Raw genomic sequence first — 22180 nt, forward strand, 5'->3', positions numbered from 1 at the left:
CTATATCATGTTTTATATTGCTGACTTAACCACCAAGTCCGAGGAGCTCTTTCTGTACCTGAAGAGCATCGTTAACGGTTATTCCGTTGCCTGTCTCGTAAAGATCAGCATTAAACTTTCCTTTGTCTGTAAGTTCATATTTATCAGGGTTTGCCTGTGACTGCATTATATATACAACGTCGCCCATATCCATGCCGCCGTCGAGATTTGCGTCACCGTTTCTTTCAATGTCTATATCGTTGAGAAGTGCAAAGCTGCTTGTGTATTCCTGTGAGATATTGAATTCTTCATTGGCATTCTTGTTGAAGATATCATCGTTTTTGAGCATCATATAGCACTCCATAAGGAGCATATCATATGTATCGCCGTACTTGCCGTCGCCGTTTACATCGCACTTAGTCTTGAAATACTCATACTGTCTCTCTCTTAATTCATTTTCTTCATCAGTAAAGCCTTCTGTATCATGCCAGTCAGGGAGGAATGTACATCTTACTCTCCACATTGCGATGTCATAATCGTATATGTCAAGCTTTCCGTCAAAGTTGAGGTCAGGCTCTTCCATCTTGCCGTCCTCGATATCCTTACAGTACTTCTTGAAGTCATTACTGAACTTAGTCTTGTCGAAGTTGCCGAAGTACTCGATGTTTTCGCCTGTTCTTGCAGCAAATACAAATGCAGCATTTATATCATAATTTGAAGCACCCTCGTAGAACTTTTCATAGTATTCGGTAAGGAAGTATTCAGTGTCAAGAGGATTGTCAAGGAGATAGCTGTAAGCCATGTAGCGTCCGCTGAACTGTCCGCCGTAAGGTCCGAGCTTGCTGAATACATCAGCACATCTCTTTACTGTTGCCTCAGGAAGTTCTATGATATCAAAAGTACACGGTCTCCAGCTTTCGCCGCCCTGTATAGTTGGATTGCTTGCATAGAACTCGCCTTCATCGCCTTCTTTCCAGTTGATAACGCCGTCTACCAGATTCTGATATTTTGCGTAAAGCGCAGTATCATTAAAGAGCAGGTTTTCAAGGAATATCTCATAGTCTACGCAGTCCTTAATATCAAATACGCCGTCGCCGTTGACATCAGGTGAGATATCACCGTCCTTGACCATATCAGCAAAGAAGCCGTAGCCCGTTCCGTAGTATCTCATGTATGTCTTTAAATTCATTGTAAAATAATATGAATTCGGGTGTACCTCATAGCCGTCTGCTATCGTTTGTTCATGGATTTTCTGAATTTCCTCGCTGGGCGGAAGTTCTTCATAGTTATCCATATTGAATACAGAAGTATCCAGAGGCTTTGTCATTAAATAATACTTTAACATGAGTAGTGCATCACTAAACCATGTTACAGATCCGTCATGGTCATAATCAGCATAACGCTCTATTCTTTCCTTTGTAGCATCATCTACGATATATCCGTCTGTATAAGCAAACAGCTTATAGCAGTCATCTATATCGAATTTACCGTCTCCGTTCAGATCTGTCTCGCCCTGTGCTACCTGAGCGATGATCTCCTTATCAAATGAGTTCTGTGAATACAGCCTGTAATTGTCATTAGCTGAAGCTTCCATAGGCATAGCTGATAATGCGGTAATAAATGATAATGCAAATGCAGATAGTTTTTTCATTTCTAAGCTCCTTTCGTCACCGGGTGCGATAATTGAGGCATCCGAATTGGCATTTGGTTTTGAGCTGCCATTGTTAAGTGAAGGATCCTTTATTAGTACTGTTGAAACCTTAGCATTGGCAGATGAATTCTGTGAAGCTGCGGTAACAGTGGATTTGCCGCTGTCCTTTACAGCTGTATTTGTAGTTCCGGCTCCATTCTTTTCAGGTGAAGCTGTCGTATGGGGCGAACTCGTATGTATTGCAGTATCCTCTTCCACCGGCTGCGTTGTAGTGACCTGCTGATCTGTGACAGTTTCCGTCACTATTATCTCATCATCATTCGGAAGGATAGGCTGATTATTTTTCATAAGATCATGAACTGCGAATACACAAATAATAATGGCTGCACAAAGACACGAAACAGTACATGATATGTTTTTGATACGACGAGCCCGCTTTCTTTTGCTTTCAATTATTGCATCGCCTTTTTCAAAGACACTTGCAATAGTTTCTTCATAGCTTTTCATACACAAAGCCCTCCTTGATAAGTTCTGCTTTCAGGGTCTTTCTGGCATGATAAAGAATATCACGGACCTGTTTTTCTGTTTTTTTCATTATGCTTGCCGTTTCTCTGTTTGAAAAATCCTCGAAGTATGTCAGATACAGTGCCTGCTCATATTCGGGTTTAAGTTTTCGTATAGCCTTATGTATAACGCGTTTTTCCTCATTCTGAATGATCCTGCCTTCGAGGTTTTCCTCGCTTACTTTTGACTCGGCATCATCAAGAGAAGTCTGCAAAACAGAAGAATTCTTTCTTATATAATCAACTGCCGTAAATCTGGCAATGGAATAAAGCCATGTCTTGAATGAGCTTTTTCCTTTATATTTGGGCTTTTTGACATATAGTTTTACAAAAGTTTCTTCCATTAATTCTTCAGCGATATTTATATTACATACAAGGCTTGACAGGTATAAGACAAGACCGTCACGGTATATGCGCATAACTTCTGCGAGACCGTCCTTGTCACCTGATAGAAAACGGCGGTAGCTACTTTCACCGTTATCCATATATACCTCCTTTCGGATAGTTCGTTGCCCATCTACTTATTAGTCGTAACTCGAACAGAAAATGTCGAAGTAGTTTTCAAAAAATTTTTCAGATTTATTATATCACTATTTTTTCGACTATTCAATGCCCAAAATCAGGTATGATCTTCAATGAAGATCTTGAAATTGCTCAGAATTTGTCCGGAGCAGTTATATCATAAAAATCAACTGAAAATTATTAACACTTTCAGGAGATCATAAAGAAAAGGCAGCCAATAGGCTGCCTTTTTATTCAGCATCTTCTGCTTTTCTTCTTCCGTGGAAAATTTCTTTCTGGATATACAGCTGCTCATCTGCCTGCGCGATAAGCTGTGTAGCTGTTATTGCTCCCGATCTGCACTCAGCACAGCCTGTACATACTGTGATAGCAGGGATAAGATCGGCACATTTCTGGCGCAGTACATTAACTTCATTCTGTATAGCCTCATCGATATCTGTATCATCATTGATTATCAGCACAAATTCATCGCCGCCGTATCTTGCACAGAAGCCATGAAGCCTGTCCGAAACATTGTGGATCGCGTCAGCAACAAGCTGGAGAGTCTTGTCTCCAACTATATGACCGAATTTATCATTGACAAGCTTGAAATCGTTGACATCTATCATATGTATCCTGAAAGAATTGCTTTCAGTAGCATTATGTATCATGTCCTGCAGGAATATCTCCATACGTCTGCGGTTATTAAGTCCTGTAAGCGCGTCGGAGTATATCTCGCTGTTCTGTATCTCAAGGAAGGAATAATGTATCGGAAGAAGTATTCCCATCGCAACTATGGGAGTAAGCGGCAGTATACCTTCAAGGACTGCTGTTGCCGAAGGAATGATTATAAAAAACAGCGGTAAGCGATATTCCTTTTTGAGCTTGACCTGCTGATTTGCAAAGCTTTTTCGGAAAGAGTATAATCCGCTTCCGAAAAGCTGTACGAAGGTCAATATGATATGTACGATATAACCGTCTGCAAACTGAAAAATACCATTTTTGTCAATATAGAAATAAAAGCCTGTAAAAACAGATGATATCGTAATTATACAGTCCACAATAGTTACAGTATAGTGTATTACTCTTAATGTTATTGTTTCCTTCATGTTATTCTGGTCGATACGTAAAATAACGAATATGCACCAGGCGAGAGTCAGCAGAGATACTGACTCCAGTCCCACAGTATTTGTTGCTTTGTTAAGCGTAGTGTTGAACGGTATCAGACCGCCTTGTCCAAGTGCCCACCAGATATCACTTATAAGGTAAATTATAAAAAACATAGCCATGCCTCTGAAATGACGCATCTGGATCTGTGTACCAACATTTTTGTTAGATTTTATAATAATACCTATGGAAAATAAAATACAAAAGACCTCAGTTATCACATATGAAATATAAAGTGACGAATTATTCATGTGATCCCCCCATACAAAACACCAAAAACAGATAACCATAAAAAACAAATAGCATAACGCTATGAACTCTCTGAGTATATAATAACACATTGATCAATTGAAGATATTGTTTTTTTGTAAATAGTTATCTTCAATCAAAATCTTTGTAACATTAAACAACATAACGTACTACGGTTTGTAGGAAATGATAAAGGGAGTGATACAATGTTTTCAAAAACAGACTACAAAAAATGCAGCCCTTTTGTTACAGAGCTGCATATAATATCAAAATTTAAATGTATCTTTAAAACCAAGCCATTTCTGATCCTTATCAGAAAGATTTAGCTTAGTACCGTCTTCAAGCGTATAACCTTCAGCACTTGCTGTGCCATTATATTCGCCTACGAGCTCAGGCCACTTTATACCTATTTCAGGATCATTCCAAGCCATTCCTCCTTCATCATTAGCATGATAGAAGTCATCACACTTATAGCAGAACTCTGCAACGTCACTGAGAACAAGGAAACCGTGAGCAAATCCCTTAGGGATAAGGAACTGCTTCTTGTTCTCCTCAGAAAGCTCAACACCGAACCACTTACCGTATGTCTTGCTCTCTGTACGAAGATCAACAGCAACATCAAAAACTCTTCCCTTTATAGCGCGTACAAGTTTAGTCTGAGGGAACTGCTTCTGGAAGTGAAGTCCACGAAGTACGCCTTTTGTAGAACAGGACTGATTATCCTGAACAAATTCAATATTCAAACCTGCTTCTTCCATATCACGCTGTGAATAAGTCTCCATAAAATAACCGCGGCTGTCACCGTGAACAGCGGGAGTTATAACGCAAAGTCCCTCTATGCCGCCGACATTTTTCTCAACTGTTATCTGTCCCATTTTACTGTATCTCCTTTAAATAACGTGAAAGTGCATCCTGCCATGAAGGAAGCGGAGTAAAGCCGTTTTCAACAAGCTTTGACTTGTCAAGACGACTGTTGAAAGGTCTTGCTGCCTTTGAAAGTCCGTACTCTGCTGTAGTAACAGGATTTACCTTTGTGGACATTCCTGCCTGCTTATATATCTCAACTGTAAAGTCGTACCATGAGATATATCCACCTTCGTTTGTAGCATGGTAGTAGCCATATTTCTCAGTCTCTGCCATATCAACAAGAAGTCTTGAAAGATCAAAAGTATAAGTAGGTGTACCTATCTGATCAGATACAACACGTACTTCAGGATATTTCTGACCTACGTTCAGCATAGTCTTGATGAAGTTCTTACCGTTTACTCCGAATACCCATGCGATACGCACGATGAAGTACTTATCAAGAGTATTAGATACTGCAAGCTCACCATCCAGCTTTGACTGTCCATATACATTCTGTGGAGCGTAATCCTTGCAGTCAGGCTGCCATGGTTCTGTTCCCTGTCCGTTGAATACATAGTCAGTGGAAATATATATCATCTTGCAGTCAAGCTTTTTACAGACATTGGCGATATTCTGTGTACCGTCAACGTTTATAGCCTTGACTTTCGGCTTGTTCTCTTCATCTTCGGCAGCGTCAACTGCTGTCCATGCTGCACAGTGGATAACAACATCAGGCTTTACTTCCGATATTGCCTTTTCTACTGCTGCCCCATCGGTTATATCAAGCTGTACATAAGGATATTTTATATCAACTGAGGGGATGATATCACTTCCTATGCCCTCATATCCGCGCTTTGCAAGCTCGTTCATAACATCATGTCCGAGCTGTCCGCCTACACCTGTTACAAATGCTTTCATATATCACACCTCTGCACGATTTCCGTACATCTTCTCATAGTAGTTCTGATATTCACCGCTGATTATAGTTTCCCACCACTCACGGTTCTCGAGATACCACTTGATAGTCTTTTTGATACCGTCCTCGAACTTTGTCTCAGGCAGCCAGCCAAGCTCGTTGTGGATCTTAGTCGGATCGATAGCATAACGCATATCGTGTCCCTTTCTGTCTTCAACGTGTGTGATAAGGCTCTCAGGCTTGCCAAGTTCCTTACAGATGAGCTTAACGATGTCGATGTTCTTCATCTCATTGTGACCGCCTACGTTGTACACTTCGCCGACCTTGCCCTTGTGTATGATAAGGTCGATAGCGCGGCAGTGATCCTCAACATAGAGCCAGTCACGTACATTAAGTCCTTGACCGTACACAGGAAGCGGCTTGTCTGCGAGAGCGTTAGCTATCATAAGAGGAATAAGCTTCTCGGGAAAGTGGTAAGGACCGTAGTTATTTGAACACCTTGAAATTGTCACAGGAAGCCCATATGTACGATTGTACGCCATAACAAGAAGATCTGCGCCTGCCTTGGATGAGCTGTAAGGGCTGCTTGTGTGGATAGGTGTAGTCTCTGTAAAGAAAAGGTCAGGTCTGTCAAGTGGGAGATCACCGTAAACCTCATCTGTTGACACCTGATGATAACGCTGTATGCCGTACTTGCGGCAAGCGTCCATAAGTACCTGTGTACCGAGGATATTTGTCTGAAGGAATATCTCAGGGTTCTCGATAGAGCGGTCAACATGTGACTCTGCTGCGAAGTTAACTACAATATCAGGCTTTTCTTCCTCGAAAAGCTTGTAGATTGCTTCTCTGTCGCATATATCTATCTTCACGAAACGGAAGTTAGGATTCTTCATAACAGGCTCAAGTGTTGATAAATTGCCTGCGTATGTGAGCTTATCAAGACATACTATCCTGTAATCCGGATATGTATCAAGCATATGGAATACGAAATTTGAGCCTATAAATCCGGCTCCGCCTGTAACAAATATGGTCATGGTCTTTTCTCCTTAATACTTTATTTTGCCTTCAGCAACTTTTTTCAGATGCTGACCATATGGCGACTTTCCATATTTCTCAGCAGACTTCATCAGTCCGTCTTTATCTATCCAACCGTTGATGAAAGCGATCTCCTCAGGTGCCGAGATCTGGATTCCCTGACGATTCTGGACCATCTGAACGAAGTTTGTAGCTTCTGCAAGGCTGTCCATAGTACCTGTATCAAGCCATGCAAAACCGCGTCCGAGAAGCTGAACATCAAGGAGATTATCGTGAAGATACATCTCGTTGAGTGTTGTTATCTCAAGCTCTCCGCGGGCAGAAGGCTTTACCTGATTTGCTCTTGCGCTTACACCTGCGGGGTAGAAATAAAGTCCTGTAACTGCGTAATTGCTCTTTGGAACAGCAGGCTTTTCCTCGATAGAAAGAGCGTGTCCGTCCTTATCAAAGTCAACAACGCCAAAACGCTCTGGATCAGGAACATAGTAGCCGAATACGGTTGCTCTGTTGTTCTCCTCAGCATTCTTCTTTGCAGCACGAAGAATTGTTCCGAAGCCGTTTCCGTAGAAAATATTATCTCCAAGCACCATTGCACAAGCGTCATCGCCTATAAACTCTTCTCCGAGTATGAATGCCTGTGCAAGTCCGTCGGGACTTGGCTGTACCTTATAGCTGAGGCTGATGCCATACTGTGAACCATCTCCGAGAAGTCTCTCAAAATTAGGCAGGTCAGTAGGCGTGGATATTATAAGAATATCCTTAATGCCTGCCAGCATAAGTGTGGACAGCGGATAATAAACCATTGGTTTGTCATATACAGGAAGCAGCTGCTTCGATGTAACCATTGTTAATGGGTAAAGTCTTGTTCCGGATCCTCCGGCGAGAATAATACCTTTCATTTCATCACCTCAATCTCTTCTAAATAAATCTCTTGTATAAACTTTATCCTGAACATCGTCAAGGCAAGCATCATATCTGTTGGCAATAACCGCGTTACTCATTGATTTGAACTTATCAAGATCATTTACAACGTAGCTGCCAAAGAATGTATCACCGTCATTAAGTGTCGGCTCATAGATAATTACCTTTGCACCTTTTGCCTTTATTCGCTTCATAACGCCCTGGATCGAGCTCTGACGGAAATTATCGCTATTAGACTTCATTGTAAGTCTATACACACCTATCGTAACTTCCTTTTCCTTGCTCTTATCATAATTTGAGTTTGCATCATAATACCCTGCAAGCTGGAGCACTCTGTCAGCAATATAATCCTTACGAGTTCTGTTGGAAGCAACAATAGCAGACATCATATTCTGTGGAACATCGGCATAGTTTGCAAGTAACTGTTTTGTATCCTTAGGGAGACAATATCCGCCATAGCCAAATGAAGGATTGTTATAATGAGTACCGATACGCGGATCAAGACATACACCGTTGATGATCTGCTGTGTATCAAGGCCTTTCATTTCAGCATATGTATCAAGTTCATTGAAATAGCTTACACGAAGTGCAAGGTATGTATTCGCAAAAAGCTTAACTGCTTCGGCTTCGGTAAAGCCCATAAACAGAGTATCAATATCTTCCTTTATAGCCCCCTGCTGAAGAAGTTCCGCAAATGTATGTGCAGCTTCAACAAGTCTTGCATCATTCATATCTGTTCCAACTATTATACGGCTCGGATACAGATTATCATAAAGTGCCTTGGACTCACGAAGGAACTCTGGGCTGAAAATGATATTCTTGCTGCCGGTCTTCTCCCTGATCGACTTTGTATATCCAACAGGGATAGTCGACTTGATGACCATGATAGCATTTGGATTATACTTAATAACAAGATCAATAACAGCTTCAACTGCACTTGTATCAAAAAAGTTCTTTTTGCTGTCATAATTAGTAGGAGCAGCTATAACTACAAAATCTGCATCTTTATAAGCTGATTCTGCATCAAGTGTAGCTGTAAGATCAAGTTCCTTTTCAGCAAGATACTTTTCGATGTAATCATCCTGTATAGGTGACTTCTTATTATTTATAAGCTCAACCTTTTCGGGAATGATATCAACTGCCGTTACAGTATTATGCTGAGAAAGCAAAGTTGCTATTGAAAGTCCAACATAGCCTGTTCCTGCTACCGCAATTTTCATTCCAACAACCTCCATTTATTATCATTATTTTTCATACTTTATTATTTTTCGCACGTTCTGCAATAGCATGATATAAACTTTTTATTATTGCAGCGATTCGTTTTCAGCCGTTATGAATCCTGGTGTTTCAAATAAAGCTTCATTGTACCGGTTATACACATCAGCCAGCTTGCAAATGTCTTCATCTTTCTAACAAGACAAAAACTCTGAAAATAAAACTTTGCTGCTTTTTTCAAACTTACCTCACGTTCTGCATCAGCTCGTGACTTCAGCCACTGGGCAAGCATTTTCTGATTACCGGGTTCGATATCTGAATAGTGTTTATTTAATATATAACAAATTGCACTATATGTTTTCTGGTTATTTGTTATACTGTCTTCCTGCACATAAACATCAACAAGAGTTTCTTTTAACGAACCGACACGAAAATTTATTGCTGCCTGCAATCCCAGCTCCCAATCCTGAAATCTCTTAACGTTAGGATCAAATTGAATTTTTTCAAAACAATAACGGTAACATAGAATAGTCTGTGTCGAAACCCAGTTTCCGTTTACGAGCTGACACCATAAATCCTGAGCATTCTTTGGGCAATCCACCATACCGATTTTTTCCTGCTTGCCATTACGATATCGGATAAAACCACAAGTCATAAACTCCAGCTGTTTTTTCTTTAAATACGCAATTTGTTTTTCAAGCTTGTCCGAATGCCATATATCATCGCTGTCGTGCAGTGCGACATACTTTCCTTTTGCTTTTGATATTCCATAATTTCTGGCATAGCACGCTCCTGAATTCTTATCAAGAACATAATAGTGCAAGCGAGGATCTTCATATTGTTTGAGTATTTCAACAGTATTATCTTTAGAACAGTCATCTACGACAATAACTTCAATATTATCGTATGTTTGTTTTAAAACACTGTCAACCGCTTTAGCAATTGTTTTTTCTCTATTATAGGATGGAATAACGACAGATATCAATTCTTCCATATGAAACCTCCATATGTTTAATGCTGCCAATCTGTGCTTCAGCACATTGGCATTTATCTAAAAAAGCTTATCTCTTATTAAAGTAACCTTTATCTTTGTATTATGCCTTATTCAACAAGATCAAAAATTTATAAACAATATTGCGGCGTGAATTCGGAGCTTTAATAGTTTTATCGAAAAGCAGGCTCATTTTATCTTTTATACTGCGCTGATAGTTCGCTAATTTACTCAGCTCACGCTTTTCCTTTTCAGACAGCATATCACGGTAGCAATTCAGGAACTCTTTTGAGAGCATCTTTCGCGGCTGAACACTATTATCAAACAAACGTGTGAATTTGTCTTTAACAGTATCAAAATCCAGCTTACTTGCCCCCACAACATTGTCCTCATGCTGACGATAACTGATATGTGGTCGTTTATCATAATAAACATTTCCAAAAAATGCACACACCAAATGAATCCATGCATCATGCATCAAGCAATACTCAGGTATTTTTCTTACTGCAAGTTCTGCCGCTTTTCTGTTAAAAACCATTGTACAGCCTGCCGCCATATTATCTATGAGTATATTGTATTTATTCTCGCCTTCAAAGCTTGATGAGTGAAACGATCTGATCGTCTTCAAATTACTATCTACAACCCGAAGATTGGAATAGTACATATTGGGCTTATCAGCAGGATAACCCTTGATATGTTTTAAAGCAACATACAGCTTATCCTCATCCCAGATATCGTCCTGATCACTGAATGCATAATACTCATTTTCAGGAGCACATTGAACAAGATTAAGAAACGATTTTGCTGATCTCAGGTTCTCACCTTCGTATACTTTGATTTTAGGCTGCTTCGAAGCAATCTCCTGAATATATTGATATGTATCATCAGGTGAACCGTCCACACGGATCAATATTTCAACATCAACTTTTTTTTGATTTAGAATACTGTTGAGCTGATCATTAATATACTTCTTACCTTTGTAAGCAGACATCAAAACAATTATTTTATCCATCACTATTCCCCATAACTATCTTAATTAACACTAAAAATCGTACGATATGGCAAAGCACCATGATTTCCGCTTGTTGTAACCAAGTAACTATAAACTATAAAGCAAAAGACAATTGCACCCATTACTAATATTCTTAATGGCTGTATTTTAATTCGTTTTATAGCAAGCGGTATCAATATAATTGCCGGAAATCCAAATAAATATCTAAATCTGTCTATCAGCGCAATACGCCCGCTAAACAGAGCGATCCACAAATTTATTACCTGTGCTGTATAATATAACTTATACTTTCTATCATCTTCTTCCTCCCATTTTAAAAATGGGAACATTTTTTCAAGCTTTTTTCTTATACCCTTAGATACATTTATCTTCAAATGATTATTATCATGGCTGCTATTAAAGCTTAATGACGCAAGCATCAACACCGCAAACTGAACTAACAGATATACATAGCCTACAACACTACTATCATACTCAGAACCGATATACCATGCCAGTTTTGTATGCATGATTATCATCATGATAATTCTCGCCATAACTCCGGCTAATGCGAATATAACTCCACTTAAAGCCACGGCAATACCTGGTGTAAGCTTTATTTTATCATACCAATAAAGTATAATGAACAGAGCGCAGCTGAAATGGAATCCGGCAGCGAGCAATATACATATTACAAATTTTATTAACTCTTTTTTCTGTACATAACGCAAGCCATACATTACAATTGCGCCGCCTATCATCTGTCTAACTATATTTTGATAGGCAAAATAATGAGTCATTCCTACAATAAGAAAAATACTTAATGCAGGATAAGGTGATTCATCAAAAATATGTTTAAATACAACAAGAAAAAAAATCGCTGAACAAACAACTAAGACCCATTGATATTCAAGTCCCATTTTGCCTACGATCCTGTTTACAAGATAGTATAGAAACTCTTTTTGCCGAACACCTCGCAAAGCTAATTTATAATGTTTGATATAATTAAAGTAATCCGTTCCTACACCATATCTAATAGAAGCAAGAATAAACAATGGCATTGATGACACAATTATTGCCATTGTGCGAAATATTCCCTTTTTTCTGCTTTCACTTATTCGTTCAAAAGCAGACGCAAAAAGAACGGATATAGCGCATGTCAGATAATATATAGCCATTTGTTCTCCTTATACAATAAATCAGCATAATCGTAATACACGCAAAACTTTTTCAAACTTACGAACGAGCTTATATCCCCAAAAACAATTGTGATCAATTGTACTTTTTTTAATTTTCTCCTTGAATGATAGCGATGCCGCTTTTACCTTTTTTACAGCAGCAAAACCTATATCCTTCTTCGCGCGAATAAGAAAATCATTTATTTCATCAGATTTACATCCATTTGCTATTAATTCATCCAAAACGCAATAAATATATTCATATTTTCTTAATGCACACTGTTCTGAGGAAGCATTTAATCTTTTCATGATCTCAACCTCATGCTTATACCAATTAAAAATGCCAAGCCAACGGTTTTCATATGCTTTTTTACCGCTCTTACATGATGTACTTCCATTTTCTCTCTGCTTCCAAATATACAAAACATCTGGTACAAAAACAATTTTAGATGCATTTCCGTTTACTCTTGAAACAAAAATATGATCTTCATACCCATAACGAACAGTCTCATCAAAGTTTATATCATACTTATTTAAAAATGAACGAAGATAAATTCCCGCCCATACACCATATCCACACTTTTTTATACTAAGAAGATAATCTTCCCATTTTTGCGGCTTTATGGTAAATTTCTTAAACGGTGCATAATCAGCCCCTATTTTTCCAAAACGAGTTGATAATTCATGTCGTCTACGGAAACGCACACAGTCTGAATTCGTTTTTTCAGCTGCATTGACACTTTTCTCCAAGCATGAAATGACCATCTCATCATCATTATCACAAAAAGTAACATACTTTCCTCGTGCAGCAGCCAAACCGCGATTTCTCGCTCCACATATGCCTTTATTCTGCTGGTGGATCACAACTACTCTGCTGTCTTCTTTAGATAATTCATCGCAAATACTTGGACTTGAATCACTTGAACCATCATCAACCAAAATCAGTTCAAAATCGCGGTACGTTTGACGCAGAATAGTCTGGCATGTACCTTTCAAGTATTTTTCAGAATTATACACCGGCATAATTACGCTTATCATTGGATTATTATTCATATCTATTATCCTTTTACCTAATTGCATAAATCATTTGCGTATACATATTTAGAAAGTATACCATATGACTTTAATCGAGTGTTATTTATTTTCAAATAAATGACCGAGATATTCTTTTGCATCAATTTACTTGATCATACCTGTATTCTTGACACTTGTAACATTCCCCGAAGCTGCAATTGTTATATTTATGGCTGAATAATATTCAACCTGTCTGTTCCTTGATAGAATGATTCTATCATTTTTACTATTGCACCGGAACATTCTTGTGAAATTACATTGTAACGTCCTTTGTTCTGGATCGACTTAATAAACGCTACTATCTCATAACGAATCCCTTCGCCGTCCAATTGATAAAAATAACGTTTATTCTGTGTCGCATTCTCAAAGCGGACCTCAAAATAATCTGTAAGCCACCAAGGAGCCGGAACGTATACATAACCCTTTGTTCCTGAGATCACAAGTTCTCCCTCAGATTTTACACCTTTGCCAACACGAAGTGAAGCTACTGCATTAGAATAAATCAAATCTATTTTTGAGAAAACATCAAAATTAGAATCAGTACCAATTGTTTTTGATACAATTGTTTTCTTAAGATAATTTGTACCAAGAATTTGAAAAATCGGAAGAAGTGCAGTCGGTCCCCAACCACAAATACTATTCCAGCGTTCATCGAGTTCTAATCGTTGTATTGCATCAATATCGCGCATACTTGTACATACTGCGTCAACAGATACTACATCACCGATCGCACCGCTTTTTACCAATACAAGCAATCTGGAATAAGCAGTTGCATAAGCTGTTTTTATACCATCCATCAACACACAACCGTTTTGTTCTGCAATAGACCATAACTCAGTGCATTGATCCGTTGATAATGCGATAGGTGATTCACACAGAACGTGTTTCCGTTTCAAAAGAGCGTTTTTTATATGTGAATAATGCTCTGCCGGATGAGTGACAATATACACAGCATCCATTTGATCCAGAAATTCCTCATATTGAGCAATTGAATATACAGGAACACCTTCGGGAAAATTAAGTTCTTTATTCAGATCATCAGTACAAATTCCTGATATCTTAGCTCCATTAACATAATCACATTCGCGAATAAATTTGGATAATACCATATTACTTCCAACAATTCCAATGTGTACCAGTCTTTTTTCTTCTCGAAGATCTGTACTTGAAATGCCTTCTGTTCTTGGTAAATAAACTACTTCGCAGTACTCCTGCAAATAATCAAATTTTCCTACCCAATCAGAACCTACCGTGAAGATATCGACCTGATAACGTTTGATATCATCTATCTTCTGACCTTCATATTCCTCAATGATTATCTCATCAGCAAGACCTGTGGCTTTTACTGCTTCAACTCTTTCCATTAAGGATTGCTGAAGATTGATCTTACCTCTTGTCTTGTCATAGTCGTCAGAGGTAATGCCAACTATCAAATAATCTCCAAGAGCTTTGGCACGCTCTAACAATCGAATATGTCCGTAATGGAGCATATCATATGTTCCGTATGTAATTACCTTTACCAATATATCATCTCCATTACAAGCATTATCCCTTAAAGTTTTCCCTTGCTCTGCATATCCTTCAGAGCATTAATAAGTGTTGTATTATCATCATGTGTCAAATGTCCTATATGACCTACACGGAAAATAGTGCTCTTCATATCGCCGCCGTTCGGGCAAATCCAGATACCGTAGTTATCCTTGAGCTCTGTAAATATCTCATATGCATCTGCATTGAGCGGATGAACAGGTGTAACACCATTTGCAGGTGACTCAGAAACAAATTCAAACGGAAGTTCGCTGATCTTATCCCTGAAATCCTTTGCCTGTGCTGCAACACGAGCTATCTCTGCGTCTGCACCGCCTGCTGCTTCTATTTCTTTCAGTCTTGTATTGATCTGTCTAAGGATTCCCACCGCAGGTGTGAACGGAGTCTGTCCGCGTTCCATATTTTTAAGTACATCTGCAAGATCAAAGTACATTGACTTCACTTTTGCATTTGTCACACGCTCAACAGCTCTCGGAGCGAGAACTATCATTGATACACCCGGAGGGCAGGCAAGAACCTTTTGTGAACCTGTTATCATCACATCTGCGCCGCAATGTGCCATATCAAATGGATCGGCAAGAAATGCTGAAACGCAGTCACATACATAGAACATATCGTTCTTCTTACAGAATTCTCCGATCATTTCCGAATCATAGAGAACACCTGTAGAAGTTTCATCTATATTTACCAGCAGACCTGTATAACCTTTTCCATCATACTCATAAAGTCTCTCTTTTGTCAGCTTTTGTCCGTGATTAAGTTTCAGGACATCGTGAGGAACATCATGTATCTCACAAAGTTCACAAAATCGCTGTCCAAAGCTTCCGCCGTTGATGACCAGCACTTTATCATTATCCGTAAAACAATTCATGACAGTTGCTTCCATTGAACCCGTGGAAGAATTTGTCATGAAAGCTACTCTTGAGTCCTTGGGTGCTTTTGAAAATTTCAGCATAAGCTGCTCATTTTCAAACATCAATTCAGAAAATTCAGGTGTACGAAAATAAGGCACCTGTTCTCCGCCAACAGCGCAAACCTCATCGCTGCACATAACCGGTCCTACTGTAAAATTAAGCAATATTACTCCTCCTCACTTCTATGTCTGAGATTCCATAAAAATACTTTTTGTCTGTTTCCCCAGACATACTTTTGAAATAGCAGTTTTTTTGTAGGTGCATCTGCCCATTTTTTACAAATCTCAGTATAATCCATACTTGTGTCCATCAGATCACGCATACAATCATCACGCTGCGGATTTCCGTCAATATGCTTTCGCATAGGGCTCTGATACTTCAATGCAGTCTCGAAATCAAGCTCATGTCCGACAAATCGTTTTGCAGCCTTATTCCAGAGTTCTTTTCCCTTTTCGGTATTGCATACGATCAGTGATGCTCCGCCGTTTTTGCCATAAAGCTCGGGACAATACAGATGCACTCCCCAAAGATCGCCAAGCGTGATATCAGCCTGACGTTCTGTAGTTGTAAAAGGACATTGATAGCATGACGGACGGCTCATCAGGTGTTTGAGCCAAATGGACCAATATGGATTGAACCAGCGATCCTTGTCAAGGATCGTTCCGTTTTTCAGTTCCAAACACATTCTCTGAAAATCCCATTTGAATGAAGAGGGCGCAGACTTAAATCCCTTGCTTCGATAATCCAGTTTTTTGATACGCGCACCGTATTTGCGTTCAACATGGTCATCAAGCTTTCTAATGTAATGCGGACTTGGCACACCTTCGCATATTACTTCCACTAAAAGCAAGTTAGTGGTATCAGCATTCTGCAAAAATGTTTTTAAACCTGTCACCTGACAAGGAGTACCTGAAAAAAGCACTTTCTTTCCTGCTTTAAGATCATCTCTTATCTTGATAAAGGTATTGCCAATACGGCTCTGTGAGTATTTTGATTTACATATAACAGGCAGCTTTTTAATATCATCGATACCATAATGAAAAACATCAAGTCCTTTTGATGCTGCACCGTATACGACATAATTCTCATCACACCAAGCTTGTGCAATTGCGGTAAATGCACCGCCTGATGTGCTGAAACGACGAACATTATTGCTTTTGTGATATCCGCCATATGCATATTTAGAATCCTTTGATGCTTCCGGCATATTATTTGCAGGACATACCTTATGGCACAACCCGCAATTTATACAAAGCTCCTCATTAATGAAAGGGTAACGGAAACCTTCTTCATCCTCACTGATGCTTACAGCACTTTTGGGACATATCTGCGCACAAGCTTCACAGCCGAAACACTCACCTTTAACTTTTGTAGTCAAGAAATCCATTTTTACTGCTCCTTTACGGGACACATATCCAGCTCTGACTTCAAAAAGCGTATTGATTCCTGACGAGCGGCATCTATGTTTTGATGCACTGTATCATAATTGATCGTATCACGGAATGATTCTGTTCCATTGACCAACATACGATCAGACAAGCCAAACAGAGCAAGCAATTCTTCTATTTTAGTATCACACTGTTCACGAGAAAACACAACAAATGGTCTTCGATACTGTACACTGAAGATCATACCGTGAAACGAATTTGTTACTACGTATTCTGCGTGCTTGACAAGCGAAAGGAATTCTTCAACTCCTGCTTCATAGAACATCTGATGTCCACGCTCCGCATTGGTTGCACGCAGACTAATGTCTATTATCTTCCAACCATGTTCTTTTGCAAGCTTCTCAGCATACTCGGTCATAGTTGGATTATAGCGGCGTGCATACAGCAGCAGATATTTCTCTGGAACAATGCGTTTCTCAGCTATACGATCATAATCCTCAGAAGTCAGCAGCAAAGTCGGATCAACAACCTTTTGTACAGGTACAGAAGTATGCTCACTAACATAAGGAATCATCAAATTCTCACGCAGACCGAATGCCTTAAAGTTTTGAAGCCTTGCATTAAGGATCTGATATGTCTCATCAGTAAAATGCGGATCACCAAAACTTGCAGCATAAGCAGCTGCAAAACCGTTTTTCATGCAATCATAGTTTGCATAATAACCGTCATCAAAACCGAATTCATCAGGACAGAAAATTGTATCACTTCCGCAAACAAAACCGTTGATTTTCTCGTCTTCAATGATGTCATTAAAATTTGCAGAAGTATATTTCTTCTCAGTCTTATTAAAACGTTCATGATAAAATTTATCGAACTTTTCATAATTAATACGAATTGCAGGCATTGTCAGCTCACACATTCTGCGTGATTCTTCATCCTTATCCCACATATTCTCAAACGGGTTCAATGGATCTTTGTCTGCAAGGATATCAGGGCAATAGTCAACCAACTTTGCGTGATGTCCGAGTTTGCCTATTGCTTGTGTTAATGCCCATGACTGAAGGGCGGATCCGTAATTTGTAAAGTTGCAATATATATTATAGCTTACAACGCCGAAAACCTTCATACTATCTTATCAACTCCTGTGCGTCTTGATATACAGCCTCTGCGATACGAAGTCCAGCCTTACCGTCAACTTGAAATACTTGTTTTATTATTTCGTTTCGCTCATTTAATCCGGGGTCATTACCAGAAGAAAGAAGATCAAGTTGTTTGACAAGCTGCTCTTTATCCTTCACAGAGTAGAACTGATCAGCCATTTTCACTCCATCTGTAGTGAAATCACGTATCTCTCCACAAAACACTATCGGTTTTCCTGTAATGAAGTATTCTAAAAGCAGCGAAGAAATATCCGAAACTAAGAATGTGCTTTTTCTAAAGCTTATATTATAGTCCAAGTTTTCATCAAAGGAAATATTAGGCTCATTCGCTACACGTTTTTTTATTTCTGATACATCCTGTTCACTAAGAACTTTCTTTTCTACAAAATTAGTAAACATTAATGGATGCGGACGAATTACTAAATTCAGTTCACGATGATTCTTAAAGTAATCCATCATAGTTTCATAATAATCTAAAAAGTAACTTCTGTCGTTGGAGTCATCAGCTGACCATCTTGGAGTCCACAATACATTGATCTGATTTTGCTCTGGCTGTTCACCAAGTCTTTTTATCAAATCAAACCGTGGAAATCCAAATTCAAAAATTTTACGAGTCTTAGAAGACAATTCTTTGCCGCTTCTTAAACGTACATACTCTGCGGTATGAGAACTATCTGCAAAAAACAAATATAAATATCGAAGCAATATATGATTGAATTCTATTTTCAAATGCACTCCCTGTGTTATATGACCACTGTAAGGTATATAACACAACAAACCGTGTTTCATTAGCTTTGACATTTCGTATTCATCCGGCATACATTCATCATAGGGACGCTGCAAAAAAATGTAATCTGATTTCATTGAACTCAAATCAAGCCATTTACCATTACTGAATGCATTTATTGCAGATATCCCCTCTTTTTTACAGTAATCCAATGCTTCGTTTTTCGATTCAAAACTCTTAATCTTAGGATTTACACCGCCGCTTTTGGGAATCGCCAGTATTTCAACTTGAAAACGGTTGTCTTCTTTCATAGTCTCATATACTGTTCGTTCTGAACCCCACATCTCAGGATACTGCATTATAAACAAAACTCTGATCTTTTTGTCTTTTTTAATGTTTTCTTTGGATATTTCTTTCCGAATTGAGATCTGTTTTTTGGAATAGAGGAACCATTTCATTTTACGTGCATTCCATACTAACGGACGAAACGTTGCGTGATATACTGGTTTTACTATCTTATCAACAATCTTATTCTTCATTTTTATCTCCTCTTATTGTCTTCTTAATTATTGAAAAAGATTTTGTAAAACCTTCAGGTTTAACAACAAAAGATAACATTAAATATATAAGCGCACCACTTACTATCTGTAAACAAAGTAAAACGATACGGTTTATAACTATATAATTCATCATGTATATAGAAACACCCATTATTAACGCTATAATAAAGTTTGGCATTATATCTAATAACTGAGTCTTGATATCATATCCGATCAGCTTTTTATTTGGATAAGTATTGACTAATAATGCAATAACACTGTTCACGATACTTGCATATGCAAAAAATACAGGTGTCTTTGCAACAAAAAGAAATGCAATGATCACAATAAGGAAAGATACTTTCTTTATAATTTCAAGTATCAGATGAATATCGCTTCTTCCTATCGCTTTAATTACTTGCAGGTTTCCTTTTGTAAGTATATTAAACATATAGCTCAGACAGAAAATGCGAATATAATCAGCAGCAGGCAGCCAATGCTTTCCCAACAGGATGGCAATGAAACTGTCGGAAACTGCAAAGAATCCAAATAATACAGGAAAGATCATATATGATGCTACCTTTATATACATTCTTGTATATTGCAGAAGACGCTGCTTATCATCTTGTATCTTTGACATGACGGGAAAAAGAACTGCCGCAAATGTATCTGAAATTGATGAATTCAGAATACTTGGGAAACTTCTTCCCTTTGTATAAAATGAGAGATCACTTGGCTTATACTTCAATCCGATGATCAGTGGATTGATCTCGTCATAGACCGTATTGATAAGGTCGCTGAGGAATATTTTCCAGCCATATGAGTATAATGCTTTTAAACGTTCAGGAACTACTTTAAAACTTATACGATAATGTGTTGTTAAGAACAGAATAGCGGTATCAATAAAGCTATTTGTCATCTGTTGAGCAACAAGTGCCCAAGCTCCCATGCCATGTTTTGCCATTGTTATTCCAACAACAGCTGACACAAGCGTTCCGCCTATAGTCGAAAAGAAAAACTTTTTAAACTCCAGGCGAACTGAAATATACGCACACAAAACTGATTTGACTGCATTTATCAGCAGTACGATACCCATTATTCGAAATATAGGTATTAATAATGGCTGTTTATACAAGTCTGCGATCAACGGAGCAGATAAAAACAATATCAAATACAGTACGATCGCAATTGCAATACTAACACTTAATACAGTTGAATAGTCTTCCGGATCACTTTTTTTCTTTTGAATAAGTGCAGTATTCAGACCACTTGTTATCAATACATTTGAAAATGTAAAAAAAATCGTAACAATACCAACAACACTATAATCATCAGGAGTTAAAATTCGCGCAAGAATAATGGAAACGACTAAAGAAACCATCTGAGCTATAAAACGCTCTCCAAATTTCCAGATCATTCCCGATGCGGTCTTTTTGCCATAGTTTTCTCCCACAATTTACCCTTCTTCCTAAACAATGAACCTATAATAAAAATTCCTACTTCTGCTATAAGTTAGGCAACTAAATCTCAAATATTTTCAAAATAATTTACTGACATAATTATTTATCATCAGATAAGAAATGATTATCATTTTATCTCATTACAGCAATCATTCGCTTATACATATCAGCAAGTGTCCCCTGCGGCTTCCAGCCGAGTTTTGTGATCTTATCAATGCTTAAATTCAGGCAGCTTGCCGGCGGATACTTTCTGTTAGCATCAGATTCTTCAATTCTAACGCTTATCTTACCATCTGCAATAGTATCCGCTACCATTTTGCCCATCTCATAAATTGAGCAATATGTATCCGGATTTGCAGCATTATATGTCTCGCCTTTTTCACCTTTGAGCAAAACACAAAGAATAGCGGTAACTGCTTGCGCAGAATAAAGATAAGGGTGACGTCCGTTTCCCTTTGTCAAAAGGACGATATCTTTTCCCTCTCTTGCACAATTCGCCATCATTGCAAAAACTCTTTTGTCACTTGACGGTATACCCGGACCAAATGTTTGAGCAAGTCTAAGACTCATCGTTCTTATATCATATTCAGTTGAATAAGAATAGCACAGCAATTCACAAAGTCGTTTAGCTTCGGGATAACAGCTTCTGACATTTGAAAGATCAACATGACCTAACTGATCTTCAGTCAATACTCTGTCATCATGAATAACTCCGTATGCTTCCATACTTGATAAAAACAGAAATCCTGAAACTTTATCTTCAACAGCACGTTTTAGAAGAGTTCGAGTTCCTAAAACAACAGATTCTATTGTCTCTACCGGATTTTGGACCAAAAACTGACTGGCTGTCGGTGAAGCACCATGTATGATGTAATCAAAATGAACATCCGAGAATTCAAACGCTTCTAATGTACCTATAACATAACGCACCACATCGTTAGTCTCACCGAATAATGCCTTTGCCTTATTTTCATCTCTTACAAGGCAATAAATCTTCATATTTAACGAGAAACGTTTATTTGCATTTATCAATGTTTTAACAAGCAGCGAACCAATCAATCCAGTTGCTCCGGTAACAAATATATTCGTATTTTCAAACGATTTCCAAGGAATACAGTCACATCCCAGAATGTACTCCATATCTTCTTTTTCAACACTGGTATCCAT

At 38.4% G+C, this 22180-nt stretch carries 19 protein-coding genes; all 19 read right to left on the reverse strand.

Annotated elements, in window-relative coordinates:
- Positions 1 to 25: 25 nt before the first annotated feature.
- The 19 genes from QZZ41_RS09260 to QZZ41_RS09350 all read right to left on the reverse strand — a co-directional run bounded on the left by QZZ41_RS09260 (position 26) and on the right by QZZ41_RS09350 (position 22180).
- Positions 26 to 2137 carry a hypothetical protein gene (locus QZZ41_RS09260; RefSeq protein ID WP_295070841.1) on the reverse strand — a complete coding sequence of 704 codons (2112 nt, stop codon included), beginning with the start codon at positions 2135 to 2137 and terminating at the stop codon, positions 26 to 28.
- On the reverse strand, positions 2124 to 2678 hold the full coding sequence (locus QZZ41_RS09265) for an RNA polymerase sigma factor (RefSeq protein WP_295070844.1): 555 nt from the start codon (positions 2676 to 2678) through the stop codon (positions 2124 to 2126). The genes QZZ41_RS09260 and QZZ41_RS09265 overlap by 14 nt, the downstream gene beginning before the upstream one ends.
- A 267-nt stretch (positions 2679 to 2945) precedes the next feature.
- Positions 2946 to 3977: a GGDEF domain-containing protein gene (locus tag QZZ41_RS09270; RefSeq protein WP_295070847.1), complete on the reverse strand. Its 1032-nt coding sequence runs from the start codon at positions 3975 to 3977 to the stop codon at positions 2946 to 2948.
- Positions 3978 to 4376: 399 nt separating this feature from the next.
- Positions 4377 to 4985, reverse strand: a complete 609-nt coding sequence (gene rfbC, locus QZZ41_RS09275; RefSeq protein WP_295070850.1) for a dTDP-4-dehydrorhamnose 3,5-epimerase — start codon at positions 4983 to 4985, stop codon at positions 4377 to 4379.
- 1 nt (position 4986) lies between these two features.
- Entirely contained in the window at positions 4987 to 5874 is an 888-nt protein-coding gene (gene rfbD, locus QZZ41_RS09280; RefSeq protein WP_295070853.1) for a dTDP-4-dehydrorhamnose reductase, read from the reverse strand.
- Between the two features lie 3 nt (positions 5875 to 5877).
- Positions 5878 to 6906: a dTDP-glucose 4,6-dehydratase gene (rfbB, locus tag QZZ41_RS09285; RefSeq protein ID WP_295070856.1), complete on the reverse strand. Its 1029-nt coding sequence runs from the start codon at positions 6904 to 6906 to the stop codon at positions 5878 to 5880.
- 12 nt (positions 6907 to 6918) lie between these two features.
- Positions 6919 to 7806, reverse strand: a complete 888-nt coding sequence (gene rfbA, locus QZZ41_RS09290) for a glucose-1-phosphate thymidylyltransferase RfbA (RefSeq protein ID WP_074717897.1) — start codon at positions 7804 to 7806, stop codon at positions 6919 to 6921.
- A 9-nt stretch (positions 7807 to 7815) separates the two neighbouring features.
- Positions 7816 to 9048, reverse strand: a complete 1233-nt coding sequence (locus tag QZZ41_RS09295) for a nucleotide sugar dehydrogenase (RefSeq protein WP_295070861.1) — start codon at positions 9046 to 9048, stop codon at positions 7816 to 7818.
- Positions 9049 to 9158: 110 nt separating this feature from the next.
- A complete protein-coding gene (locus QZZ41_RS09300; RefSeq protein ID WP_295070864.1) occupies positions 9159 to 10037 on the reverse strand; it encodes a glycosyltransferase family 2 protein in 879 nt (292 codons plus the stop codon).
- 100 nt (positions 10038 to 10137) lie between these two features.
- Positions 10138 to 11046 carry a glycosyltransferase family 2 protein gene (locus QZZ41_RS09305; protein WP_295070867.1) on the reverse strand — a complete coding sequence of 303 codons (909 nt, stop codon included), beginning with the start codon at positions 11044 to 11046 and terminating at the stop codon, positions 10138 to 10140.
- Between the two features lie 20 nt (positions 11047 to 11066).
- Positions 11067 to 12203, reverse strand: a complete 1137-nt coding sequence (locus tag QZZ41_RS09310; protein ID WP_295070870.1) for an EpsG family protein — start codon at positions 12201 to 12203, stop codon at positions 11067 to 11069.
- A 21-nt stretch (positions 12204 to 12224) separates the two neighbouring features.
- Positions 12225 to 13256 carry a glycosyltransferase gene (locus tag QZZ41_RS09315; RefSeq protein WP_295070872.1) on the reverse strand — a complete coding sequence of 344 codons (1032 nt, stop codon included), beginning with the start codon at positions 13254 to 13256 and terminating at the stop codon, positions 12225 to 12227.
- 188 nt (positions 13257 to 13444) lie between these two features.
- A complete protein-coding gene (locus QZZ41_RS09320; protein ID WP_295070875.1) occupies positions 13445 to 14800 on the reverse strand; it encodes a Gfo/Idh/MocA family oxidoreductase in 1356 nt (451 codons plus the stop codon).
- Positions 14801 to 14829: 29 nt separating this feature from the next.
- A complete protein-coding gene (locus QZZ41_RS09325) occupies positions 14830 to 15903 on the reverse strand; it encodes an aminotransferase class V-fold PLP-dependent enzyme (protein ID WP_295070878.1) in 1074 nt (357 codons plus the stop codon).
- A gap of 2 nt (positions 15904 to 15905) precedes the next feature.
- On the reverse strand, positions 15906 to 17126 hold the full coding sequence (locus tag QZZ41_RS09330) for a Coenzyme F420 hydrogenase/dehydrogenase, beta subunit C-terminal domain (RefSeq protein WP_295070881.1): 1221 nt from the start codon (positions 17124 to 17126) through the stop codon (positions 15906 to 15908).
- Between the two features lie 2 nt (positions 17127 to 17128).
- Positions 17129 to 18253 carry a polysaccharide pyruvyl transferase family protein gene (locus QZZ41_RS09335; protein WP_295070883.1) on the reverse strand — a complete coding sequence of 375 codons (1125 nt, stop codon included), beginning with the start codon at positions 18251 to 18253 and terminating at the stop codon, positions 17129 to 17131.
- Between the two features lies 1 nt (position 18254).
- Positions 18255 to 19553: a CDP-glycerol glycerophosphotransferase family protein gene (locus tag QZZ41_RS09340; protein ID WP_295070885.1), complete on the reverse strand. Its 1299-nt coding sequence runs from the start codon at positions 19551 to 19553 to the stop codon at positions 18255 to 18257.
- Complete coding sequence (locus QZZ41_RS09345) at positions 19543 to 21006, reverse strand: lipopolysaccharide biosynthesis protein (RefSeq protein ID WP_295070888.1); 1464 nt, start codon at positions 21004 to 21006, stop codon at positions 19543 to 19545. The genes QZZ41_RS09340 and QZZ41_RS09345 overlap by 11 nt, the downstream gene beginning before the upstream one ends.
- A 139-nt stretch (positions 21007 to 21145) precedes the next feature.
- Complete coding sequence (locus QZZ41_RS09350) at positions 21146 to 22180, reverse strand: NAD(P)-dependent oxidoreductase (RefSeq protein ID WP_295070891.1); 1035 nt, start codon at positions 22178 to 22180, stop codon at positions 21146 to 21148.

The sequence above is a fragment of the Ruminococcus sp. genome, from assembly GCF_016283395.1.